Below are 23,140 nucleotides of genomic sequence, written 5' to 3' on the forward strand. Positions count from 1 at the left end.
GACACGTCGGCGCATCCGGCCGCGGTGCGATGCCGCTCCCACAACGTGTCAGGTGTGCAGGTTCGAGCCGCCCCGCGCAGCTCGGGGTGGACCACTGAGGACCCGCCGCAGCCGCGCCACGACTGCCTGGTCAACGGCGACCCACCAGCGCGCGGTCGTCACATCCAGGTCGGGTGGGTCATCTGGCGACGCCAGCGCGGGCGCTTCTGGTTCCAGCGAGCTCGGCAATTCGGGGCCACCGCTGTCCGGTTCTGGATTCCCAGGCGGATCGCCGGTCGGCTCCTGTGGCGCGTCAGCGGCCACCTCCTTGGCCGCTGGGGCGTCGGGATCGAGCATCGACGACTCCGGGGCCACGGGTTCAGCGGCCAATTCGGGGGCCAATTCGGGGGCCAACTCGCCCGGCTGCTCGGGCGCCGATTCGCCCGCCAACTCGCCCGCCAATTCGCCCGCCTGCTCCGCGGCGGCCTGCGCATCGTCGAGCGGGTCGGGCTGAGACGTTGGGGCGGACGTCACCAGTTGTTCGATCTCGACCAGCAGCGCCTCGAACACAGCCTCGGCCAGCGCGCGATCAATCCCTTGGGTCGGGAGCGCGATCAGCACGGTGCGCGCTTGTAGCCCGGTGGAGATCTTCACCAGCTGGCTGGCCACGGCGCGGGCGCGCGCTTCATCGAATTCGGCCCGCGGGCCGAGCCCGACGAGCACCAGACGATCGATTGGCAGTCTGCGATCACAGGGGACCAACAGCTGCTCGCCCGCGGCGGCCGTGCAAAACCCCGAGCGGATCAACCCCGACAGGCGCCCGGAGCCACGCCAGTCGATCAACCCCGCGAGCCCGAGCAGCGGCCGCTCGTCGCTGAACACGGGAACCAAGCCAAGATCGACGCGCACGCGGTCGCCAGCGCCACGCGGATCCGCGTCGGGATCGAGCGGCAGGTCCAGCGCGTCGAGCACGTCCGGCACCTCATCGAGCGGCACCTCATCGAGCCTCACGCCGTCGAGCAGCGCACGCTCGAGCGCCTCGACGTGGACAACGCGAACCAGCTCGCTGGGGTGGAGCTGGCGGCTCACGTCACCGCTCCCGGATCCTCGGGCTCGGGCTCGGGCTCGGGCGGGGTCACGTCACGCAGCGCTTGGGCCAGGGCCTCGGCGAGACCGTTGACGAAGGTTGGCGAGCGATCGCCCCCGTAGCGGGCCGCGAGCCGCACGACCTCGGCGACCACGACGTTGCGCGGGGTCTTCTCGGCGCGCAGCTCCACCGCGCACAGGCGCAGCAAGTTGCGGTCGACCCGATCCATCCGCTCGAGTCGCCAACGCTTCGACGCGAGCTCGATCGCGGCGTCGACCGAGATCATGTCGTTCACGTACGCCTGGGTCAGCCGCCGGGCCCAGCGGCCCGCGACTCCGTCGTCGAGCAGCGCCCGGAGCTCGGCCGCGATCGGCCCGATGAATTCGTCGCCGGTCTCGAGCGTGGGTGGCTCGCGCCAGAACAGCTCGACGGCGTCGCGCTCCTCCCCTGGGTGGGACTCGAGGTGGCACAGAATCCACAGCGCCAGCTCGCGCCCCCGGGCCCGACCAGGCGGACCCTTGGACCCGCCTGCGCCCTGATTGGGATCGTGATCGGTCATGCTCGTCGCCCGCTCACAGCTTCTCGATCGCCTGATACAGGCGGGCCTGCTCGATCGCGGTCATCGCCGCCTCGGCGCCCTTGTTGCCCGCCTTGGCCCCCGCCCGGTTGATCGCCTGCTCGAGCGTGTCGGTGGTCAAGACCCCGAACGCGACCGGCTTGCGGTGGCGCTGGCCAGCCGAGGCCAACCCCTTGGATGCCTGCGCGGCGATCAGATCGAAGTGGATCGTGTCCCCGCGGATCAGGCAGCCAAGCGCGATCAAGGCGTCGAAGCGACCGGTCGCCAAGACCTTGTCGGCCAGCATCGGCAGCTCGTAGCTGCCGGGCGTGCGAAACACGACCACGTCAGTTGGCTTCGCGCCGCTGCGCACCAGCGCATCGACGGCGCCATCGAGGAGCGGCTCGGTGACGATCGCGTTGAAGCGGGCCACCAGGACCCCGAAGCGCAGCCCAGTCGCATCGAGCGAGCCCTCCACGATCTGAACCTTGGACGATCCGCCCTGCATGCCCACGAGATACCTGGCTGCGACAGATCTGGCAACTGCCCGTTAAACAGCGCGAGCCAGGTCGTGACGACCTGGCTCGCGCGCGCTTGGCTTCGACCGGCGTTGCCGGCCCCGCCCTAGCTCTTCTTGTACTTGTCCGACATCAGGTCGGCCAGGGTTGCGCCTGCCTCGCTGACGTTGGCAAAGCCCTGGGCGTCGGCCAGGTCGTCCTGGCGGCGCGCGCTCTTGATCGACAGGCCGATCTTGCGCTCCTGTGCGTCGAGCTGAATCACCTCGGCGCGCATGGTCTGGCCGGGCTCGAGCACCTGGCGTGGATCTTCGATCCGCTCTTCGCTGATCTCCGAGATGTGGATGAGGCCCTCGACGCCGGGGATGATCTCGGCGAACGCACCGAAGTCGGTGAGCTTGAGGATCTTGACCTCGGTGACCTTGCCGATCGGGAACTCGTAGGGCACGCGGTCCCACGGGTCGCTCGACAGCTGCTTGATGCCAAGGCTGATCTTGGGCTTCTCGCCGGTGTTGTCGATGTTCAACACCGCGGCTTGGACCTCATCACCCTTCTTGAACAGATCCGAGGGGTGACGGACGCGCTGCGTCCAGCTGAGATCCGTGATGTGCACGAGGCCGTCGATGCCGGGCTCGAGCTCCACGAACACACCAAAGTCGGCGATGTTGCGGATCACGCCCTGGACCACGGTCCCGGGCGGGTACTTCTCGAGCACCTTCTCGTAGGGGTTCTCCTCGAGCTGCTTCATGCCCAACGAGATCCGGTTTTGCGAGACGTCGATGTCGAGCACGACGGCGGTGACCTCGTTGCCGAGGTTGATGACCTGCTTGGGGTTCTTGACCTGGCGGGTCCACGACATCTCGGACACGTGGACGAGACCCTCGATGCCCTCTTCGAGCTCGACGAAGGCGCCGTAGTCCTTGATGCTGACCACCTTGCCCTGAACGACCGTGCCGGGGATGTACTTCTCCTCGGCGTTGATCCACGGGTCGGGGGTGATCTGCTTGAGGCCAAGGCTGACGCGCTCGGACTCGCTGTTGAACTTCAAGACCTTGACCTTGACCTTGTCGCCGACCTGGAACAGCTCGGACGGATGGTTGATCCGGCCCCAGCTCATGTCGGTGATGTGGAGCAGGCCGTCGATGCCGCCAAGATCGATGAAGGCGCCGTAGTCGGTCAGGTTCTTGACCTGGCCCTCCACGATCTGACCTTCGGCGAGCTTGTTGAGCGTGTCGGTCTTCAGCTCGGCGCGCTCGGCTTCGAGCAGCACCCGGCGCGAGAGCACGATGTTGCCCCGGCGCTTGTTGAACTTGATGATCTTGAAGTCGAGCTCTTGAGCCAAGAACGCGTCGAGGTTGCGGACCGGGCGGAGATCGACCTGGCTACCGGGCAAGAACGCCTTGACGCCGCCTTGCAGCGTCACGGACAAGCCGCCCTTGACCCGCGCTTGGATCTGGCCTCGGACAATGCTGTCCTCCTCCATCGCGCTTTGGATCTCGTCCCAGACCTTGCGCTTGCGCGCCTTGTCCTTGGACAGCACGACCAGGCCGTGGGAGTCCTCGGCGTGCTCGAGCAAGACTTCGGCCTCGTCGCCGATCTTGACGTTGATGTTGCCGTCTTCGTCGGCAAACTCGCGCAGCGGCACCTGGCCTTCGGCCTTGAGGCCGACGTCGACCACCGCGTAATCGCCGATGATGTCGACGACGGTGCCCTTGACGATGCTGCCTTCTTTGACCTCGCTCGTGTCGAGGAGCGACTGCTCGAGTAGATCGGCAAAACTCTCTTCGCCGACCTCGTGGGTGATGGGTTGTGTCATGTGGTTGCTGGAGTTCCTCTCTATTGGCGTCCCTCACCGAAGCGATGCCAACGCGCGAACCAAAGTTGTGGCCGCGAGCTGGCGCTAAGGTCGAGAGCCGGGGGAAGCTAGAGATTTCCGCACCGCTGGTCAAGCAGTGGTTTGGCCAGGGCCCCGAACCGCCGCCACGATCCGGGCCACGACGGCGTCGATGTCGAGCTCGCTCGAGTCGATCAGCGCGGCATCCTTGGCCTGCTGGAGCGGCGCGGTCTCGCGTGAGGAATCACGCTGGTCCCGGCGTGCCATCTCTGTCTCGACCTCGCTGCGGCTGGGCGCCTCCCCGCTCGCGGCCAGCTCCCCGCTCGCGGTCAGCTCTTTGTGGCGTCGGCTGGCTCGCGCATCACGCGTGGCCGTGAGGAAAAACTTGTGGGCGGCGTCGGGGAACACGACCGTGCCCATGTCCCGGCCCTCGGCCACGCAGCCACGGCCAGCGGCCACCGAGGTAGCGGCAATGGCGCGTTGGATGTCCAGCAGCGCCCCGCGGACCGCCGCGTGCTGCGACACGCGCGAGGCTCCCTCGGAGATCTCTGGCGAGCGAATCAGCCCGGTGACGTCGATCGGCCCGCGCTCCGGCGCCTCCAAGGGGCTCAGAATCAGGACTCGCTGGCGTGTGCCTGGCTCGGCTGGCGGTTGGAATTCGATGCGCAGCTCGGCGGCGATCGCCGCGAGCCCAGCCTCGTCCTCCCAGGCGACGCCCCGCCCCCGCGCGAGCCAGGCGAGGCTCCGATAGATCGCCCCCGTGTCCAGCAGCGCGGCCCCAAACAAATCGGCGATCCGTCGCGCGACGGTGCTCTTGCCAGCGCCTGCGGGGCCATCGATGACAATCAGCTCAGCGGGCATTCGCGGAAGAATAGCGACACCTCGGCGCCAACGCGAACTAGTGCCGCACACCCTGAGTACGTTCCGGCCCAACCTGTGTTCGGGCGGCGCTTGCCGAGGGGTGCTCACGTCGGGCAGGCTCGCGGGGATGGCATCTCACCTGCCTCGCGCTGTCCTTGCGCTGGTTCTCGGCCTCGCCAGCAGCGCATGCGTCACCGTTCAATCTCACGAGCGTCAACACCTCGCGCTCCCGGCGATGGACCCGGCGAGCCACGCGCTCGACGAACAATTTCTCAGCCACATCGAGTCGGCCCGCGAAGCTGGGTTTGGCGGGCACGGTGCCTCGGGTGGCGGCTGCGGCTGCGGCTGAGCATGAGCGACGTGTCGTCAGCTCGGGCCCGGTCGGGTCTGTCGCTCGCGCGAGTGGGCCCGGCGCTGGTGGTCGCGCTGACGCTGCTGGTGTCACTCGGACTCCCGGTGACCCGCGCCCGCGCCGAGGATCGGGTCACGGTCCGCGGCAACTACTATCGCGAGACCTCCACGCGGGTGCTGCAGCCCATGGTCACGTTCCGCAAGGAGCTGCCCGATGAACGGTTCGCGCTCGAGACCGAGTACCTGCTCGACGTGATCTCTTCCGCCTCGATCGGCGCGGGTTCGGTCGAGCTCGGCGGCGACAAGGTGTTTACCGAGGCCCGCCACGAGGCCACGTTTCGCGCGACTACCAAGATCGACGACTGGGGCGCCGCGGCGTCGTATCGGTACTCGACCGAGACCGACTACCAGTCCAACAACTTCGGCGTGGCGCTGTCCCGCGAGTTCTTGCAGCGCACCGCCAACGTGTCGCTGAGCTACTCGGCGACCTTCGACCGGGTCTACAAGATCGTCTCTGCGTTTGGTTCGCGAGATCCCTGGACCTCGAGCGGCACCTCCAACTTGCTGCAGGTCCACTACCTGAACCTTGGCTACAGCCACGTGCTCCACAAGCAGGTGGTCGGTGGCGTCAACCTCGAGGGCATCTACGCCAAGGGCCCGCAAGACAACCCCTACCGGCGCACCCGCGACGCGATGACCGAGCAGCACCCGCTGCTGCGCAAGCGCCTCGCGCCCGCCCTGTGGCTGCGCGCGCACGTTCCCCAGGCCAAGATGACCCTGGAGCCGCACTACCGGTTCTACGCGGACGACTGGGGGATCACGGCCCACAGCGCCGACGCGCGCGTGCACTTTCGCGCGCACCGGGATCTCGCGCTGCGGCTGCGCTACCGCTACTACACGCAGACCCAAGCCAAGTTCTGGCGGGACGGCGGCGCCTATGCTGACACCGACCCGTTCCGCACCGATGATCCCAAGATGGACGATTTTCGGTCCAACACTGTCGGTTTGGAGCTGACTTGGCACCTCGATAGCGTCGCTAAATTACAGGGGTTAGGATGGCTCGACGGTGCCTGGATCCAGGCCAACTACAACCATGTCTTCGTTCGCTGCGACGATCAGTCTCCGACGTGCATGGATCAAGACTTTGGCTATGGCACGGTCCGCTCGACCCGCTACGGCGACAACCGCTACGGCAACCTCGCGTTCTCGATTGCGTTTTGATGGTTCATGGCGGCCAGCGGCCGCGGGGGTCTGCGCGTGGTCGTGCGCCGCGGTCGTGAGCGGGGCGCTGCTCGGCTGTGGTGACGACGCGGGCGGCGAGAAAAATGTCGTCGCGCAGATCAGCGGCGAGGGCCAGACGCTCACCCTCGATCGGGCGGTCGTCGAGCACGTCGCCGCTCGCGAACAGATCAGCGAGGCCGAAGCCCGCGAGCGCGCCCTCGCAGACTTGCGCCTGGTCGCCGCCCGCCGGGCCGAGCTCGCCGCCCGCGAAGAGCCGCCCGAGCACCCCGACGAGCTCGACCCGGTGCGCCGCGAACAGCTCGAGCGCGCGGCGCTGGTCCGGGTCTGGCTCGACGACGTGTTCGAGCCCAGCCATCGCGCGGCGGACATCCCCCAGCGGCTCGTCGAGCAGAACATGAACAACCCGGGGACGACCCGGCGGATGTTTCATCCAGAGCTGTGGTTCGTGTGCCAGGCGTTGATCGTCCCGACCCCGGAGTCCGCCGATACGTTCGTCAAGCCGCCCAGCGAGGGTGAAGCGGCCGAGCGCTGGCGGGCGGCCGCGAACCAGGCGTTCGCAGGTCTGGTCGCGCGGGCCCGCCGATTCGAGCCGGATCTGCTCAGCGAGGGCGGCTGCGCGGTGCTCGGGCGGATCGTGGGTACCTCGCAGCAGCGCTTCGCGATCGAGCCAGGTCCCGACTCGACCGGGTCCGGCTCGCTCACGCTGCGCTACGAACACTTCGCGTTCGCCCCCAGCGACGCCGGCAGCTTCGATCCGCAGTGGGTCGAGACCGTGACCGCCCGCGAGGCGCCGGGGATCGTCGGTCCGTTCGCCACCCAGTTTGGCGTGCACCTGGTGCTCGTCGCCAGCATCGAAGCGGCGGCCTTCGCCGACGGATCGCTGCCCGAGGCCCAGCTCCGCGCCGCTCGCGAAGCTCACCTGCGCGGCGAGATCGAGCAGGCTTGGCAAGCCGATCAGCTGCAGCAGACCTTGGCCAAGATCCGCGATCGCCGGGTCGTGCGCCTGTCCCCCGAGCTCGAGCGAGGGCCGTGAATGATGACCGAGCTTCAGGCCGACGAGATCGATCGGGGCGTGAGCGAGTTTGGCGACCTGCTTGGCGCCCTGCTCGAGCGCAACCCCGGCGCGCTAGGAGCCGTGCTGTCCGACGGCGTCGACGACACGATCGACACCGCCTACCGGCCCGCAGAGATCTCGAAGATCGACGTGTCTATCGCCGGCGCGCAGGTCGGCCAGCCGATGACGCACCTCAACACCGCGTCGATCATCTTTGGGCTTGGCCGCGCGCAGGTCGTGATCGAGACCGAAGAATCGGTGCTCATCACCAAGGTCCTGTGGGAAAAGTACCTGCTGACCCTGCTGCTCAACCGCCGGGCCAATTTCGCGCGCGCCATGCGAGACTTCGACGAGACCGCCGAGCTGCTGCTGGCGCTGCTGCGCTGAGATCGACCGCGCACGCGCGCCGCTTGACGCCCATCACCCCATAGGTAGACTGCCGGACGCGTGACACCGGCTACCAAGCGCCGGGTCAGCAAACCACCCCTCGAGCTCGGGGAGCTCGAGCACGAGTCAGCACACCAGGAGACACGAATGGCCACCCACATCACCGAAGAGTGCATCAACTGTGGCGCTTGCGAGCCCGAGTGCCCCAACGAGGCCATTTCCGAGGGCGACGAGATCTACGTCATCGACCCGAAGCTGTGCACCGAGTGCGTTGGCTTCCACGACTACGAGGCGTGTCAAGCGGTCTGTCCGGTGGAATGCTGCCTCCCCGATCCCGAGCTTCGCGAAGACGAGAGCACGCTGATCGCCCGGGCCCGCGAGATCCACAAAGACAAGAGCTTTTCCGACGACTTCCCCAGCCGCTTCAAGAAGTGAGGCCGGGCTAGGCAAGTGGGCCGGCGCGCTGGCCCACGCCAAGAGAAGATGAGCGAAGGCAGGCGAAGCACCCAGCGACAGTGGTGGCTTCGCCTGTCGCTTTCGTTGGTCATTGGCGCGGGGTTTTGCTTCGCGCTGGTCCGCCGCATCGAGTTCGTCCCGGCTGATCCCTGGGTCCCGGCGTGGGTGCTGCCAAGCTACCTCGTCACCCTGGTCGCCTACTTCGTGTTTCGAGCCGGGCGCTGGCACTACCTCGTCGCGCCGCTCGCCGCCGATCCGGGACCGAAGATCGGATGGCGGACCACGCTGCCGGTCTCGGTCGCGGGGACCATGTGGATCATGGTGTTGCCGCTGCGCCTCGGCGAGCTCGCGCGGCCGCTGTTCCTCGCCCAGAAGAGCAAGATCGGCGTGGGCCAGGCCCTGGGCACCGTGGCGATCGAGCGCGTCGTGGATGGCTTGTTCGTGTGCGGGCTGTTCTTCGCTTCGCTGCCGCTGCTGCCCGAGGTCCACGGTGAGCAAGCCGTGGCGGTCGAGCGGCTGCGCTCGCTCGGGCTGCTCGCCAGCGCGGGGCTGTTCGCCGTGCTCGTGGTCCTGCTCGCGATGGCGCTGTCGCCAAGTCGCGTGGGCCGGCTGGTCGCCGCCACGCTCGGCCGGGTGATCCCACCGCTCGCGGACAAGCTCGAGTCGCTCGCCCGGTCTGTCGCCGAGGGCCTCGCGGCCTTGCCCTCGTTGGTTCCGCTGCTGAAGTTCTTGGCCGGCACCGTCGCGTACTGGGCCGCCAACGCGCTGGGCACCTGGCTGCTCGCGCGCGGCTGCGGCCTCGACATCTCGTTCCCCGCGGCGCTCGCGATGATGTCCGTGCTCGGTATCTCGCTGCTGATCCCCGGCGGCCCCGGCCAGTTTGGGATCTTCCACTACGGCATGATCTTGGGCTTGAGCATGTTCGTGAGCGACGAGGTCGTCCACCAGCAGGGCAGCGTGTTCATCTTCTGGATGTTCGTGACCCAGCTGGGCATGGGCGTGGTCTTGGGGATCATCGCCCAGCGGATGCTCGCGCTCGACTGGCGCGCTACGCTGAGCGGGTCTCCCACGGTCGAGTCGGACCCTTCGGCCACCACCCAGACGGGCGATCCAAGCAGCTCATGACCGATCGCAATGTTGATCAGCTGGGGGATCAGCTGGGGGATCAGCTGGGGGATCAGCTGGGGGATCAGCTGGGCGATCAGCTGGGCGAGCAGCTGGGCGAGCAGCTGGGCGCGCGAGCGCGGCCCGTCCGGCGCCCGATCAAGGCCGCGCTGCAGTTCGTCGCGGGGGTGGTGCTGTTCGCCGTCGTGCTGCGCTGGCTCGCGCCCGACTGGGACGAGCTGGTCGCCAGCGTCGAGCTCGATCTTGGCTGGGCCCTCGTCGGCCTGCTTGGGACCACGCTCGCCAGCTTCGTGACCGCCGCGCGCTGGCGGCTGCTGGCCGAGGTCATGGGCGGGACCAAGCTGCCCTTCGTCGCCTACTTTTACGGGCTCGTCGTGACCCGGCTGCTCGGCCAATTCACGTCAACGGTGGCCATGGATCTGGTGGGCCGCGGCGTCGCCCTGCGCTCGGCTGGCAGCGAGCGCGGTCTTGGCCACGCCGCCACCCAGGTGGTGCTCGAGCGCATCTTCGACGCCGCCTTGCCGCTGGGGCTGCTGGCCTGGGCCCTGAGCGTGCGCGATGGCTGGCTGCCGCTGAGCCCGGTCGGGACCCTGGGCCTGTTTTGCCTGGTGTTCATGGCCTTGGCGGTTCCGCTGCTGCGGCCCGCCGTGGGCGTGGCGTTGCGCCTGCACGGCGTGGCCCTGCGCCTGCACGCCGCGGCCCTGCGCCTGTACGGCAGGCTGAAGCGGCGCGTCAGCGGGTCCCCAGCGCAGGCCCAAGCCGCGGCCGATCCCGACGCCCCCGCGCCCGTCGCCACCCCCAACGTCAACGCTGCGCTGTCCGCCAAGGTCGCCGGCTACAGCCTGCTACGCTTCGCCACCGTGGTCCTCCAATTCTGGGGCATCGCCCGCGCCGTCGGCATCCAGATCAGCTGGCAACAAATGACCGCCGCGACCCCGGTCGCGCAGCTCGCTGGCATGCTTGGCCTCACCCCCGGGGGGCTGGGCGTGCTCGAGGCCGGCTGGGCCGGTGGCCTCGGCTGGGTTGGCCTCGGCGCCGTCGCTATCAGCCTGTTCGTGCTCGCCCAGCGCGTCGGCGTGATCGCGTTCTTTGGTCTGCTCAGCGCGATCAGCTGGCCGCTCGCCAAGCGCGCCCCCCTGCCCCAACCCGCCGCCACTGCCCATGACTGAGTCACGCGATCAGCTCCCGCCCATGCGCGGCGGCGCCTACGAGCAGACCTACTTGATCCTCGCGGGCTTGTTCATCGCCTCGCTCGTCGCCTGCAACCTGATCTTCCAAAAGTTCTTCATGATCGAGGTCCCGCTCCCCGGCGGCGGCACCCACGTGTTCCGCCAGTCCGTCGGGATCCTCGCCTACCCGCTCACCTTCCTCGTCACCGACATCCTCTCGGAGATCTACGGAGCACGCCGCGCCAACCAAGTGGTGCTCGCGGGCCTCGTCGCCAGCATCTTCACCACCGCCCTCGTCGAGTTCGCCGATCTCGCCCCCAGCGCAGAGTTCGGGATCGGCAGCGAGACCTTCCACGGCGTGTTTGGCCTGTCGAAGGTCGCCGTGTTCGCCTCGATGATGGCCTACCTGACCGCCCAGTTCATCGACATCCGCCTGTTCCACTTCTGGAAGCGCGTGACGATGGGCAAGCACCTGTGGCTGCGCAACAACGCCTCTACGATCACCTCGCAGCTGGTCGACACCTTCGTCGTCCTGGCCCTGCTCGCCAGCTTCAACGCCGCCGGCATCACCTGGGACAACCTCCCCGGCCTGTTCCTCGACGGGCTCCTGTTCAAGTGGACGATCGCCCTGCTCGACACCCCGCTGTTCTACCTGGCCGTCCGCACCCTCGAGCGCCGGTTCCCCGAGCAGGTCGCCGCCCTCGCCGAGCCCTAGAGCCTAGAGACGCTAGCCGATCACGAGACCATCGCCTCGGCGATCGCCCGCCGCATGTTGACCGACACCAGCTTCGAGACCCCTCGCTGCTGCATCGTCACCCCATACAGCCGGTCCGCGATCTCCATCGTCCGCTTGTTGTGCGTGATGATGATGAACTGGGTGCCCTGGGCCAGCTCGCGGACCAGATCGCAGAACCGACCCACGTTGGCTTCGTCGAGCGGCGCGTCAACTTCGTCGAGCAGACAAAACGGGCTGCTCTTGATCAGGAAGATCCCAAAGATCAAGCTGACCGCCGTCAGCGCCTTCTCGCCACCTGACAACAGCTCGAGGTTCGCAACCTTCTTGCCCGGCGGCTGGGCCAAGATATCGACGCCGGTCGTCAACATGTCGGTTGGATCGGTGAGCACCAGCTTGGCCTGCCCGCCGTTGAACAGGCGCGGGAACAGCCGCTGGAACATCTCGTTGACCGCGGCGAAGGTCTCGGCGAAGCGCTCCTTGGTGGTCGCGTTGATCCGATCGATCGCCTCTTGCAGCTGGTTGACCGCGTCCTCGAGATCCTTGCGCTGGCTGGTCAGGTACTCGTAGCGACCCGAGACCTCTTCGTACTCGCCGATCGCGGTCAGGTTGACCTCGCCCATCCGCGACAAGATCCGCTTGAGCTCGCGGATCCGCTCACGCTCGGTCCCGGTCGCCAGCGCGCGGTCGTGAAAGTCGACCAACATGGTCCGCAGCTCGACGTCAAAGCGATCGCGGATGTCGGTCTCGAGGTGCTGACGCTCGAGCACCAGCTCGCGCAGACCCAGCTCGACCTCTTGCAGCTGCTCGCGTTGCTCTTCGAGCTGCCGACGGCGATCCCGGATCGACAGCTCGAGCTCGTCGACGCGCAACACCGCGGCGTCGTGGGCCTCGGCGGCGTCGTGCTTGGCCGCGGTCGTGAGCTTGTGCTGATCGAGCAAGGTCGCGTGGTCGACGACCATGGCCTCGACCGCCTCGACGAGGGTCGCGATGCGGACATCGGCCTCGTCGGCCGCCTCGCCCAGCCGCCGCGCCCGGTCGCGCTCGCTGGAGATCTGCTTGCTGAGCCGCTGGGCCGTCGAGGCCAGGGCGTTGCGCTGCTCTTGCCAGCTCGCGAGCGCGACCTTGATCTCGGTCAGCGAGGTGCTGACTTGCTCGCGGGCGTCAGCGAACACCTCGACGCGCTCCTCGAGCGCGACGGTCTCCTCTTCGAGCTCGGGGCTGCGCTCGCGCAATTCGGCGAGCTCTTCTTCGAGATCCAGGCGCTCGGCTTGGCGCTGCTCGAGGGTCAGCTCGAGCTCGGCGCGCCCGCGCTCGAGCTGCTCGACCTGCCGCTGCAGGCGGACACCCGCCTCTTCGATCGCCGAGACCTCGCGGACCGCGAGCACCCGGGCTTTCTCGGCTTCGAGCAGCTCGGCCTCACCGACCTCGCGGCCACGCTCGACCTCGTCGAGCCGCTCGGCGAGGCCCTGTCGGCGCTGCTGCGCGACCGTGAGCGTGTCCTCGAGCTCGGTGACGATCGCCTGAAGCTCACCGATCTCGCGCTTTTGCTGGAGCAGCGCCGAGTCGATCGCGTCGCGGGATCCACCCACGACCACGCCGCTGGGCTCGATGCGATCACCGTCGAGCGTCACCAGCGTGTGCGGCACGCGATCGGCGACGGGCAGCTCACGACGCAGCGCGTGCCACAGCTCGAGCGCCCGCGCGAGGCGATCGACGACCACCGTCTCGCCGAGCAGGATCTCGACGAGCTCGTGCAGCTGCGGCTCGACCTCGACGAGCTCACTGAGCCGGCCGACCACGCCCTCGGCCCCGCGCAGCGCACCCAGTGGATCTACGGGCGCGAGCTTCGGGGCGGTGGCTGGGGTCGCCAAGCTGAGCGGGTCCTGGCCCGGCTCGGGTGTCGGCGCGGGCGGGGCTGCGACCGCGGCGGGCAGCGCTGCGGCTGCTGGCGCTGCGACTGCTGGCGCGGCGACGCCGAGCGAGGTCTCTGCGGGCCCCTCGGCGACGGTCAGCGAGGCTGAGCTGTCCGCGACGGTGTCGCGCTCCGACGACTCGGCCGGCTGCCCGATCACGACGGACGCGGCCTCCAGCGTCGAAGCCCCGCACTCGGTCTGATCTTGCGTAGTTTGGAGCGCCGCGGGCTCGGGCTCGGATCCCGCGGCCGCCTCGCCAACGAGATCCACGACCTCGATCCGTCCTGCCGTGCCGCGATCGGGCGCGCTCCAGCCGAGCGGTCGTCCCTCGCTGGGCGAGGCGTCCTCGCCGACCACCAGCTCGCGCCCGCGCCCCTGCGAGCCCGATGAGATCGGCAAGAAGGTCGTCCGGCCCTCTTTGAGGTGCTTGAGCAGCTCGACGCCGCTGGCACCCGTGACCGGCGCGTCGACGACGACACCCTGCAGCCGATCACCGAGCACGGCAGACACCGCCGACTCGAGGTGCGCCGGGGCAGTGATGAAGTCGGCCATGATCCCGTGGATCCCCCACGTCGTCGCGCGCCCGGCCCCGGCGCTCGCGCCCAGCTCGGACCCGTGCAACCCAGCCGAAGCCGACAGCTGCGCCCCGTACTCCGCGAGCGCCTCGCGGTGCTCCATCACCACCTGCACGCCGCTTTGGCAGGCCTGGTAGCGCGACTGAATCTCCTCGAGCGACTGCAAGCGCGAGCGCGCCCGCATCAGCTCTTTGCGCGCCGTCTCGACCTCGACCTCGGCCGGACGCAGGCGCTCGCGCAGCTCGACCCGCTCGCGATCCAAATTCTGGCGACGCTCGCGGACGCCCTCGAGCCGCTCGACGATCTGCGTGAGCTCGGCCTGCGCGGCCTCGAGCCGGCTGGAGTCGCTGTCGGTGCTTTGCTCGAGCGCGGTGGCTTCGGCGGCCATGACCTCGGCCCGCTCGCGCAGCTCGGCGACGCTCTCCGTGCGCGACAAGATCGTCGCCTCGAGCGTGGCGCTGCGCTGCTGGGTCTGCGCGAGCTCACGACGTCGCTGCTCGAGCAGCTCACGCTCGGCCCGAAGGCTGGCCGTGACCTCCTCGAGCTCGACGTTGAGCCGGCTGGCCTGGGTCTCGAGCCCCTCGCCGCCGTCGCTCTCACCGAGCGTGGCCTGCTGGTCTTTGACCTCGGCGAGCTCGCGCTCGAGGCCGTCGTATCCACGGGTGACCGCGTCACGCTCGGCCCGGCTCTGGTCCGCCGAGCGGCGCAGGCCCTCTTGCTCTTGCAGCTTGTAGCGGCGGTCCTGCTCGACCAGCTGGATGCGGTTCTCGAGCTCGTAGAGGGCCTCTTGCTGGCGGGAGAGCTCGGTCTCGACTTCGCGCAGCGACACCCGATCCGCCTCGAGCCGGGCTTCGATCGCGGCCGAGTCGTGGCGCAGATCCTCAACCCGCTCGTCGAGCGCGGCCCGGCGCTGCTCGAGCACCCTCGCGGTCGCGCGCAGCTCGAGCAGCTTGTGGCTGGCGTTCCACAGCTCGAGGTCGCGCAGCTCGCTGCGGTACCGCTTGTAGCGCTCGGCCTTCTGCGCCTGGCGCTTGAGCGTGCCCAGCCGGCCCTCGAGCTCGCCGATCACGTCGGTGACCCGCAGCAGGTTCTGCCGGGTCTGCTCGATCTTGCGCTCGGCCTGGTGCTTTTGCTGCTTGAACTTGGTGATCCCCGCCGCCTCGTCGATCACCTGGCGCCGGCTCTCGGGCTTGCTGGTGACGATCTGCGAGACCCGGCCCTGCTCGATGATCGAGTAGCCGCTCTTGGCCGAGACGCCGCTGCCCATCAACATGTCGTTGATGTCGCGGAGCCGACACGGCACCTTATTGATCAGGTACTCGCTGGCGCCGTCGCGGAACAGCCGACGGGTCACCGCGATCTCCGAGAACTTCAAGAACGCCGCCGGGCTGTCGCCGCTGTTCTCGAACACGATCGTGACCTCGGCCATGCCGGCGGGTCCACGGGTGCTCGTGCCAGCGAAGATCACGTCAGCCATGCCGCTGCCGCGCAGGTGCTTGGCGCGTTGCTCGCCCAGGCACCAGCGCATCGCGTCGACGATGTTGGACTTGCCGCAGCCGTTCGGGCCGATCACGCCGGTCACGTGGTCGTCGAGCACGACGACTTCTCGCTCGGCGAAGGACTTGAATCCGACGACCTCGATCTTCTTGATTCGCATGGTGCTGGCCGAACGGTGCGCGTCGCGTGCTAGAGCCGCGCGGGCACGGGCATGTCAGGTAGCAGAGTGTACGGCCCGGCGAAAAGGGCTCGACGTTCAGCATCCGCCACCGGGGCACAGGCCGCCGTGAACGTGATTCTGGCGTCCAATGACGTGTCCTTGGTCGATCGCGTCGCTTCGCTTGGATCAGCACCGACCGCCCCGGCCCGCCGGGGGAGATCTTCCCTGACGCGATCTCCCGCGAGATCCCCCCAGAGAGACCCGATGCGGCGCCAGCGTTGACGAGCCGCGCGCACGGTGGCCTACTGCCGGCCGGAAGCCCGATGGGACCTGGAGAGATCATCATCTATATCGTCGTTGCGCTCGCCGTAGCCGCGATCATCTGGTTTGTCGCCAAGCCGAAGCAGGCGCTCCCCCCGGCCGAGGAGCAAGATGCGCTGGGCAAGGGTGAGGACGCGGCGGCAGGCGAAGCTCGCGACGCGGCCATCGCTCGACCGAAGCCCGAGCCCGAAGCCAAGCAGCCCGAGCCCAAACTCGAAGCCAAGCAGCCCGAGCCCGAGCCCGAGCCCGAGCAAGCAGAGCAAGCCGACGACGCGCCAGCCGAGCCCGCTGCTGAGGTTGAGCCGCAGGCGCCCGACGCCGAGCCAGCGGCCGCTGACGCCAAGCCAAAGGCCGCTGACGCAGACGCAGACGCCAAGCCAGAAGCTGCCGACGCCGCGAGCGAGGCTTCGGACGACCCGTTCGCCGAGACGTCCAAACCCGCCGCGAAACCAGCGGTCCCGCGCTTCGCTCCACCTCCAACCTTTGCGCCCCCGCCGTCGCTCAAGAAGCCGACGACCGTCCCCCCACTCGCGGCGCCAGTCTCTGCGACCAAGCCCGAGCCCAAGCCCGAGCCCGAGCTCCCAGCGAAGCCGGCCGAACCCGCGAAGCCAGCACCCGAGCCCGAAGCCGGCAAGCCAGAACCTGCCGAGCCAGAGTCGGAGCCCGCCAAGTCGGAGCCCGCCCAGTCGGAGCCCGCCAAGTCGGAGCCCGCCGAGCCGGAGCCCGCCCAGTCGGAGCCCGCCAAGCCAGAGCCCGAACCGGAGCGCGCCCCCGTCGCGATGCCGGTCGACAAGCCCAAGGTGGCGACACGCGAGGAGCGTGAGCAGGCCGAGCTCGAGACCAAGAAGAGCGAGCGAGACCGCTACCGCAAGGGCCTCAAGAAGACCAAGCGGGGGTTCGTCGCTCGGCTCGCGCGGCTGTTCAAGGGCCGGCCCAAGGTCAGCGACGACCTCAAGGATGACATCGAGGAGGTCCTGTTCACCGCCGACATCGGCGCCAAGACAGCCGCGACGCTGCTCGAGTCGGTGACCGCGGAGCTCGACAAAAAGGAAGTCGCCGATGCCGACGCCGTGTGGTCGGTGATCCGCCAAAAGGCCCTCGACGTGCTCGAGATCGAGGCCAAACCACTCGACTACACGCCCAGCGTGGGCCCGTACACGCTCTTGATGATCGGGGTCAACGGCGTCGGCAAGACCACGACGATCGGCAAGCTCGCCGCTCGCCACGTCGAGGCTGGACGCAAGACGCTCATGGTCGCCGGCGACACCTTCCGCGCCGCCGCGGGCGAGCAGCTCGAGGTCTGGGCCCAGCGGGTCGGCTGCGACATCCACCTTGGCAAGGACGGCGCCGATCCGAGCTCGGTGTTGTTCGACGGGATCTCGAAGGGCCGCGAGCAGGGCTACGACGTGATCTTGTGTGACACCGCGGGCCGCCTGCACACCCGCAAAGAGCTGATGGACGAGCTTGGCAAGATGGGTCGCGCCGCGTCCAAGGCCCTGTCAAAGGGGCGCGACGAGCTCGAGCCTCACGACACCTTCTTGGTGCTCGACGCCACGATCGGTCAGAACGCGCTCGCCCAGGCCCAGCTGTTCAAAGAGACCATGAACTTCACCGGCCTGGTGCTGACCAAGCTGGACGGCACGGCCAAAGGCGGTGTCGTACTTGGCGTCGTCGACGAGCTTCAGGTGCCGATCCGCTACATCGGCATCGGCGAGGCAGTCGATGATCTGCGGCGCTTCGATCCCGAAGCATTTTGTGAGGTGCTGTTCAAGCCCGACGCCGAAGATGCCGAAAATGGGGACGATGACTGATCACATGAGCCCGTGCGTGTTTTGCACTTCTCGCGAAAGCGAGATCGGCCACCCGCAACACGGCTCAATCATGTGCGAGGTCGCTTACGTCGGTCTCGACCGGTCGACCCCCAAGAGCCCTAAATTTTCCAATTATTTCAACGACTTGCAATGCTGTGGCCGCGTCCACTTCGGCCGCTGACAGCGGTTGTGAGTCGGCTTACCCTATGATACGTTCCGCGCCGAAATTCATGGTTGGGTTTGCCACAAACCCCTGGCAAAACTGCAGCAGCGTGCTGTAGCCAGGTCTGACTCAACCGGCCATTTCACGCGCTTCACGAGCCGTCCGCGACTCCCGCACCGGCTTCCACCCCGCCCACTGTCTCCAGCGAGTCCTCTCCAGAGGTGAGCATGCGACGATTTCTGACTGGCCTCACCACATTCGTGGTCTGCGCCTACCCCCTCCCGCTACTGGCGTCCGCGCCACCGGACGAGGAGGTTATCGAAGACGAGCTAGTCCTCGATGAAGATGACATGGACGCCGTCCCGGACGAACCCGAGGACAGCGGCCCCGCCGATACGAGCTTTCTCGACGACGGAGGTGACGACGACAAGCCGTCCACCGAAATCGGCGCAACCGGTACGGTTGGCGAAGCGAGTGAAGGCACTGCCTCTCTCTCCGAGGAAGATCAGCGGAAGATCGACGAGAAGGAGATCACCGTCATCCAGCCGCAGGCGTTCTTGAACGTCTACATCGACGCGAACACCGGCAAGAAGAAGCGCCGGATCGAGTTGATGCCGCAGGTTGGCCTGACGATCAACGACCCCTTCGTTCGCCACTGGGCGGCCGGGGCCGAGATCAACTTCTGGCTGAACAACCGCATGGCGCTGGGCATCAACGGCACAGCCTTCTTTGGGTCCAAGACGGCGCAGTACGACCGGATTCGGTTCCAAGAAGGTCTGCTGCTGACCGCCAACAAGACCTTGTGGCAGGCCAGCCTCGACTACCAGTACGAGCCCTTCTACGGGAAGATCGCGCTGTTCAACCGGCTGCTGCTCCACTGGGAGTCGTACCTGCAGATCGGTGGTGGAGCGATCCACACCCAGAACCTGCCCCGGTTCCAGGCTGTTCACCCAACGCCCTACAACCACATCACGGGCCAGGTGAACTTCGCGGTCGGCGTCCGGTACTACATCCAAAACCTGGACTGGTTCTCGGTCAACCTGGGTGTGCGGACCTTCGGATTCTTCGACGCCTACGAGCCACAAAACCGCGGCGTGAACCCAGGCTCGGGCGACAGTCCGCTGCTCGACGATCCGGCAGCCGCGTACGCGGAAGCGAAGCAGGCACCGCTCGGTGATCGCCTCGCGTTCAACGTGCTGTTCTTCGTTGGCGCGTCGTTCTACCTTCCACCCAAGTTTGACTACTCCTACCGCCGCTGAGTGACGTGACCATGAAGAAGACGCTCAAGCTCTCCCTCACGGCGGCGGCAATCTGTGGCGCAGGCATGTTCCTGCTCCCCAGCGAAGCCCTGGCCAAGAAGCCAGGTGTGCTGGAAGGCAAGCCAGTCGTCGTCGATCGCCTCGAACTGCGCAAGTTCCGGTTCCAGATCGTGCCGATGATCGGCGTCAGCCTGTCGCAGCCCTTCGTCCACAAGGGTCTCGTCGGCGCCAAGCTCCGCTTCGACTTCACCGACTGGATCGGTGTCCGTGGCTCGTTCATGTACGGAGCCGTCGACGTCGAAGGCAAGCTGCTCAAGGCCCTCAACGACGGCGGTCTCCCCACTGGCGTGGCGGATCCCGCTGGCGTCGACCTCAGCGCCCCGGGCCCCTACCGGCCCCAGAGCGAGTACGACAACCCGTCGGCGCTGCGCCACGACTTCCGCGCTGGCCTCACCAAGTTGCAGTGGCAAGCCAGCTTGGACCTCGCGTTCACGCCCTTCGCCGGCAAGCTCGGTCTGTTCTCGGCCGTGTTCACCGAGTACGACATCTACATCTTCGGTGGTGTGGGCCTCGTCAACTGGGCGCGCCACTACCCCGAGGAGCTCGGCTCGACCTCCACCTCGGAGCTGTTGGGGATTCCAAACTCCACGGATCCCAGCCTCGACAACTACTGCGAGAACATGGCTGGTGAGGCCAACTCGGAGTGTCTGCTCCACCCGGTCAGCCCCGACACGGGCGTCCGCGTGGGCGGCAGCTTCGGCGCTGGGTTGCACTTGTTCATCACCGACTGGATGAGCATCAACCCCGAGGTTCACGACATCGTCGTGGCCCACAACGACGCCGGCCTCAACGCAACGATCACCGACGTGCCTCCGGTCGTGAACAACGGCGGCAGCGGCAGCGATCGCGTCGCGCGTCACAACGTCAGCTTCAACCTCGGGTTCGCGTTCTATCTGCCGCCCAAGGCCAAGCGCAGCCGTCTCGAGCAGAAGCTGCGTGGCAAGAAGCAGAGCGAGGCGGCAGCCAGTGGTGGCGTCAGCGTTGGCACCAGCCCCGAGCCGGCCAACGAAGCTCCCCCCGAAGAACCGGCGGCCGAAGGCGGCACGGAAGACTTCCTGGAGTAGCGTTCACCGCTTCCAAGCAAGAAGCCCGCGGCGACCACCGCGGGCTTTTTCGTTGGTTTTTTTCGTGGTTGGGCGGGCGCCGTCAGCCGCAGCCGGTCGTCCACTTCTCGAGGCACAGGCACGCGCCAAGATCGTCGGGCGCCGAGCAGCTTGGATTGGCGCAGGCCTCCTCGCCCTCGAGCACAACGGCCTTGTACGAGACGAGCGACGACTCCTCACCATCGACGCCATCGACGAACCAGGTCTCGAGGCAGTTGTTGGTGACGTCGACCAGCACGTCTTGGACCGTGAACTCGAGCCCGTCGGTGCCGACGAAGTAGCCCCGCTCGGTCCGGGTCTCGTACACGAAGGCTTCCGTGGCCGGATGATCGAAGCCCATCGGCACGCCGCCCTCGACGTCGATGTAGACCAGGACTTGATCCGCGATGCTCGGTGGCGGCAGCGGGATCGCGATGCCGCGCAAGGTGGGGGGCGGGACCAGGAAGCTCGCTTCGTTGCAGCCAACCACCGTGACGCTGGCGGCGAGGAGCAGAACCGGCAACGTGCGACGCGCCAGTCGACTCGACGCCCGCTCGCGCGTGGATCCCTTGCTTGCTTGGTGGAGGTTCGGCACTGGTGTCCCGGGCACTAGTTGAGCAAGTCTCGTGCTTGCGTGAACTCGTGTAATTTCAAACAGGTACATGGCTGCGTCGACAAACATGTTGGCATAACCCACGAGCAGGCGCCAACTTGATTGACAGCCTGCGCTCAGTCTTGTTGCAGCCGCTTGAGCTTCTTTTGCAGCCCGTAGCGGCTCAGGCCCAGCAGCTGCGCGGACTGGGTCTGGTTGTTGCCGGTCCGCTCCATCGCGCGGGCGATCAGCTCGCGCTCGAGACGTTCGACCCGGGGTCGCAGCTCGAGGTCATCGGGATCATCGACCGTGACGTCGACGCCCGCGCCCTCGATCGCGGCCGAGAGGTCGTCGGGCATGACCCGATCTTCACACAGCGCGAGCCAGCGTTGGACCTCGTTCTCGAGCTCGCGCACGTTACCTGGCCACGCGTGGCGGACCAGCTTTCGCAACGCGCTGGGGCTGACGACCAGCGGCTCATGAGCCTCGCGCTGGTGCCGAGCCAAGAAGTGGTCGATCAACGCGGGCACGTCCTCGCGACGATCTCGCAGCGCTGGCAGATCGAGCTTGACCACGTTGATCCGGTAGAAGAGGTCCTGGCGGAATTCACCGGCTTCGACCATCGCCGCGAGGTCCCGGTTGCTGGCCGCGATCACCCGCACGTCGACCTTGCGAGGCTTGGTCTCGCCGATCCGCCGGACCTCGCCCTCTTGCAGCACGCGCAGCAGCTTGGTCTGCATCGCCGGGCTGGTCTCGCCGATCTCGTCGAGGAAGATCGTGCCGCCGTCAGCAGCCTCGAACAGACCCGGGCGCAGGCTCTGGGCACCGGTGAACGCCCCGCGCACGTGACCAAACAGCACGCTCTCGAGCAGGGTCTCGGGGATCGCCCCACAGTTCTCGGCCACGAAGGGCTTGTCTGCGCGCGCTCCCCCGTCGTGGATCGCCCGCGCGACCAACTCCTTGCCGGTGCCGCTCTCACCGTAGATCACCACCGGGACATCGGAGTCCGCGAGCCGATCGACCAGCCGAAACACGCGCTGCATCGACTTCGAGGAGCCGACCATGCCGCGATAGACCCTGCGCTCTGGATCGGCGCGGACCTCTTCTCGCAAATTGACGAGCGCGACCTCGCGGGTCTCGAGCAATTCCGCGAGCTCGGCCCGCTGGCGCTCGAGCTCGGCCGCCTGCGTGCGCACGGCCGCGAGCGCACGCGCCTGCGCGACCGCGAGCGCAGCCAGATCGGCGAAGTCTTCCATGTGCGAGAGATCGGTCGCGTCGAAGTTGCCACGACGCAGGCGATGGTCGACGTAGGCGGCCCCAAGCAACTCGCCGCGAAACACCAACGGCACCGCCAACACCGAGCGCAGGTTGAGGTGACTGATCGAGCGCGAGCCATCGAAGCGGTCGTCGCTCGCTGCATCGACGCTGAGCACGGGCTCGCCGCTGCCGAGCACGCGATCGATGACCGAGCGCGAGAAGCTGACGCCCTCGCCGCCAGCCGCGAACTCGCGCACGACCTCGATGCGCTGCTCGCCGTGGCCCACACACACAACCCCGCGCTCGGCGTCCGTCAGCTCCATCATCGCCTCGACGACCTGCTCGAGCAGGCGCTCGAGGCTGTCGTGACGGGCGAGCCGCCGAAACAGACGCAGCAGCTGCTGAAGGCGGGCGGTCTCGCCGTCGTGTTCGCGGCGGCGATCGACGCCGCGCGCAGGTCCAGGCTCAGTTCCAGGCTCGTGAACTTCGTGCTCGGTGGCCTCGAGCTCGCGCACCAGGTCGCGCAGCGGCCCGGCCTCTCCGGCCTCGGACAGCAGCGATTGGCGAAGGGAGCGACGATCGAGCGGGGTGGCTTTGGACATGAGTTCCTCCAGGTATCGAAGCAAGCGGCGCGCGACGGAGGCCGCGGCAGGATCACCGACGGCGCCGCCGCGATGCAGCACACCGAGCAGCGTCCGGTCGTAGGCCCACGCCAGCAGGCGCTCGCCGGCGGCCCACAGCTGCGTGGGGGCAGGCAGCGCGGCGAGCTCGAGGGACGCCTCGCGCAGCTGCTCGGGGTCCTTGGCCTGGGCCAGAGACTCGAGCGCGAGCGCCAGCGCAGATGCGAGGGCGGGCTCCTGCTCGGGCTCGACCACGACGCGCCGCGCGGCGTCGAGCTGAGCCCGCGCGGGCTCGTCACGGCCCGCGACACGAAGCAGCGCGGCCGCGCTCAGGTGGGCGTCAACGCTCTCCGCGGTCGCGCCTGCAGAACCCAGCGAGCTCGCGCACTCGGTCAGGCGCCCGGCGAGTTCGGCCCGCCAGACATCGCGGAGCTCGGGCTTCGCTGGCGGCGCGCCAAGCTCGAGCTCGAGGCCCGCT

Annotated in this window: 19 protein-coding genes; 11 read left to right on the plus strand and 8 right to left on the minus strand. The window is 67.8% G+C overall.

The genetic code is table 11. The features are described from left to right. Positions 1 to 48: 48 nt before the first annotated feature. The 5 genes from DB30_RS32085 to cmk all read right to left on the minus strand — a co-directional run bounded on the left by DB30_RS32085 (position 49) and on the right by cmk (position 4,832). Positions 49 to 1,068 carry a M17 family peptidase N-terminal domain-containing protein gene (locus tag DB30_RS32085; protein ID WP_052556232.1) on the minus strand — a complete coding sequence of 340 codons (1,020 nt, stop codon included), beginning with the start codon at positions 1,066 to 1,068 and terminating at the stop codon, positions 49 to 51. Beyond that, positions 1,065 to 1,625: a transcription antitermination factor NusB gene (locus tag DB30_RS32090; RefSeq protein ID WP_052556234.1), complete on the minus strand. Its 561-nt coding sequence runs from the start codon at positions 1,623 to 1,625 to the stop codon at positions 1,065 to 1,067. Before DB30_RS32090 ends, DB30_RS32085 begins: the two co-directional genes overlap by 4 nt. 13 nt (positions 1,626 to 1,638) lie before the next feature. Next, positions 1,639 to 2,130: a 6,7-dimethyl-8-ribityllumazine synthase gene (gene ribH / locus DB30_RS32095; protein WP_052556235.1), complete on the minus strand. Its 492-nt coding sequence runs from the start codon at positions 2,128 to 2,130 to the stop codon at positions 1,639 to 1,641. A gap of 116 nt (positions 2,131 to 2,246) precedes the next feature. Further along, positions 2,247 to 3,953, minus strand: a complete 1,707-nt coding sequence (locus DB30_RS32100; protein ID WP_052556237.1) for a 30S ribosomal protein S1 — start codon at positions 3,951 to 3,953, stop codon at positions 2,247 to 2,249. A 129-nt stretch (positions 3,954 to 4,082) separates the two neighbouring features. Continuing rightward, positions 4,083 to 4,832, minus strand: a complete 750-nt coding sequence (gene cmk, locus DB30_RS32105; RefSeq protein ID WP_052556238.1) for a (d)CMP kinase — start codon at positions 4,830 to 4,832, stop codon at positions 4,083 to 4,085. Between the two features lie 127 nt (positions 4,833 to 4,959). On the opposite strand from cmk, the gene DB30_RS42880 reads away from it, so the two are divergent. The 8 genes from DB30_RS42880 to DB30_RS32145 are packed head-to-tail and all read left to right on the plus strand — an operon-like array spanning position 4,960 to position 11,331. Beyond that, positions 4,960 to 5,181 carry a DUF4266 domain-containing protein gene (locus tag DB30_RS42880; RefSeq protein WP_276204401.1) on the plus strand — a complete coding sequence of 74 codons (222 nt, stop codon included), beginning with the start codon at positions 4,960 to 4,962 and terminating at the stop codon, positions 5,179 to 5,181. Positions 5,182 to 5,183: 2 nt separating this feature from the next. Continuing rightward, positions 5,184 to 6,404, plus strand: a complete 1,221-nt coding sequence (locus DB30_RS32115; RefSeq protein WP_146661550.1) for a DUF3570 domain-containing protein — start codon at positions 5,184 to 5,186, stop codon at positions 6,402 to 6,404. Between the two features lie 55 nt (positions 6,405 to 6,459). Then, positions 6,460 to 7,458: a hypothetical protein gene (locus tag DB30_RS32120; protein WP_052556242.1), complete on the plus strand. Its 999-nt coding sequence runs from the start codon at positions 6,460 to 6,462 to the stop codon at positions 7,456 to 7,458. Continuing rightward, positions 7,459 to 7,866 (plus strand): roadblock/LC7 domain-containing protein, encoded by a 408-nt coding sequence (locus DB30_RS32125; RefSeq protein ID WP_052556244.1) that lies wholly within the window; start codon positions 7,459 to 7,461, stop codon positions 7,864 to 7,866. A gap of 60 nt (positions 7,867 to 7,926) precedes the next feature. Continuing rightward, positions 7,927 to 8,301: a YfhL family 4Fe-4S dicluster ferredoxin gene (locus DB30_RS32130; RefSeq protein WP_276204402.1), complete on the plus strand. Its 375-nt coding sequence runs from the start codon at positions 7,927 to 7,929 to the stop codon at positions 8,299 to 8,301. Between the two features lie 48 nt (positions 8,302 to 8,349). Beyond that, positions 8,350 to 9,447 (plus strand): lysylphosphatidylglycerol synthase transmembrane domain-containing protein, encoded by a 1,098-nt coding sequence (locus tag DB30_RS32135; protein WP_146661555.1) that lies wholly within the window; start codon positions 8,350 to 8,352, stop codon positions 9,445 to 9,447. Beyond that, positions 9,444 to 10,616 (plus strand): lysylphosphatidylglycerol synthase transmembrane domain-containing protein, encoded by a 1,173-nt coding sequence (locus DB30_RS32140; protein WP_052556249.1) that lies wholly within the window; start codon positions 9,444 to 9,446, stop codon positions 10,614 to 10,616. The genes DB30_RS32135 and DB30_RS32140 overlap by 4 nt, the downstream gene beginning before the upstream one ends. After that, entirely contained in the window at positions 10,609 to 11,331 is a 723-nt protein-coding gene (locus tag DB30_RS32145) for a queuosine precursor transporter (RefSeq protein WP_052556251.1), read from the plus strand. The genes DB30_RS32140 and DB30_RS32145 overlap by 8 nt, the downstream gene beginning before the upstream one ends. A 20-nt stretch (positions 11,332 to 11,351) precedes the next feature. On the opposite strand, the gene DB30_RS32150 is transcribed toward DB30_RS32145, so the two are convergent. Beyond that, entirely contained in the window at positions 11,352 to 15,497 is a 4,146-nt protein-coding gene (locus DB30_RS32150; RefSeq protein ID WP_052556253.1) for a chromosome segregation protein SMC, read from the minus strand. A gap of 323 nt (positions 15,498 to 15,820) precedes the next feature. Between DB30_RS32150 and ftsY the strand changes: the two genes are divergently transcribed. The 3 genes from ftsY to DB30_RS32165 all read left to right on the plus strand — a co-directional run bounded on the left by ftsY (position 15,821) and on the right by DB30_RS32165 (position 20,175). Continuing rightward, entirely contained in the window at positions 15,821 to 17,629 is a 1,809-nt protein-coding gene (gene ftsY, locus DB30_RS32155) for a signal recognition particle-docking protein FtsY (RefSeq protein WP_052556255.1), read from the plus strand. A 513-nt stretch (positions 17,630 to 18,142) separates the two neighbouring features. After that, positions 18,143 to 19,051, plus strand: a complete 909-nt coding sequence (locus DB30_RS32160) for an outer membrane beta-barrel domain-containing protein (protein WP_052556257.1) — start codon at positions 18,143 to 18,145, stop codon at positions 19,049 to 19,051. 11 nt (positions 19,052 to 19,062) lie between these two features. Then, positions 19,063 to 20,175 carry an outer membrane beta-barrel domain-containing protein gene (locus tag DB30_RS32165; protein ID WP_052556259.1) on the plus strand — a complete coding sequence of 371 codons (1,113 nt, stop codon included), beginning with the start codon at positions 19,063 to 19,065 and terminating at the stop codon, positions 20,173 to 20,175. A gap of 82 nt (positions 20,176 to 20,257) precedes the next feature. Here DB30_RS32165 and DB30_RS32170 read toward each other — a convergent pair whose 3' ends face one another. Beyond that, on the minus strand, positions 20,258 to 20,716 hold the full coding sequence (locus tag DB30_RS32170; RefSeq protein ID WP_052556261.1) for a hypothetical protein: 459 nt from the start codon (positions 20,714 to 20,716) through the stop codon (positions 20,258 to 20,260). A 206-nt stretch (positions 20,717 to 20,922) separates the two neighbouring features. After that, a partial coding sequence (locus DB30_RS32175) for a sigma 54-interacting transcriptional regulator (protein ID WP_146661560.1) occupies positions 20,923 to 23,140 on the minus strand: 2,218 nt, incomplete at its 5' end.

Source organism: Enhygromyxa salina, from assembly GCF_000737335.2.
Lineage (GTDB): Bacteria > Myxococcota_A > Polyangia > Nannocystales > Nannocystaceae > Plesiocystis > Plesiocystis salina_C.

Coding starts and splice junctions, on each gene's coding strand:
- DB30_RS32150 (WP_052556253.1), bottom strand. CDS start 15,497: ATGCGAATCAAGAAGATCGAGGTCGTCGGATTCAAGTCCTTCGCCGAG.
- DB30_RS32165 (WP_052556259.1), top strand. CDS start 19,063: ATGAAGAAGACGCTCAAGCTCTCCCTCACGGCGGCGGCAATCTGTGGC.
- DB30_RS32135 (WP_146661555.1), top strand. CDS start 8,350: ATGAGCGAAGGCAGGCGAAGCACCCAGCGACAGTGGTGGCTTCGCCTG.
- DB30_RS32100 (WP_052556237.1), bottom strand. CDS start 3,953: ATGACACAACCCATCACCCACGAGGTCGGCGAAGAGAGTTTTGCCGAT.
- DB30_RS42880 (WP_276204401.1), top strand. CDS start 4,960: ATGGCATCTCACCTGCCTCGCGCTGTCCTTGCGCTGGTTCTCGGCCTC.
- DB30_RS32090 (WP_052556234.1), bottom strand. CDS start 1,625: ATGACCGATCACGATCCCAATCAGGGCGCAGGCGGGTCCAAGGGTCCG.
- DB30_RS32145 (WP_052556251.1), top strand. CDS start 10,609: ATGACTGAGTCACGCGATCAGCTCCCGCCCATGCGCGGCGGCGCCTAC.
- DB30_RS32160 (WP_052556257.1), top strand. CDS start 18,143: ATGGACGCCGTCCCGGACGAACCCGAGGACAGCGGCCCCGCCGATACG.
- ribH (WP_052556235.1), bottom strand. CDS start 2,130: ATGCAGGGCGGATCGTCCAAGGTTCAGATCGTGGAGGGCTCGCTCGAT.
- DB30_RS32115 (WP_146661550.1), top strand. CDS start 5,184: ATGAGCGACGTGTCGTCAGCTCGGGCCCGGTCGGGTCTGTCGCTCGCG.
- cmk (WP_052556238.1), bottom strand. CDS start 4,832: ATGCCCGCTGAGCTGATTGTCATCGATGGCCCCGCAGGCGCTGGCAAG.
- ftsY (WP_052556255.1), top strand. CDS start 15,821: ATGGGACCTGGAGAGATCATCATCTATATCGTCGTTGCGCTCGCCGTA.
- DB30_RS32140 (WP_052556249.1), top strand. CDS start 9,444: ATGACCGATCGCAATGTTGATCAGCTGGGGGATCAGCTGGGGGATCAG.
- DB30_RS32125 (WP_052556244.1), top strand. CDS start 7,459: ATGATGACCGAGCTTCAGGCCGACGAGATCGATCGGGGCGTGAGCGAG.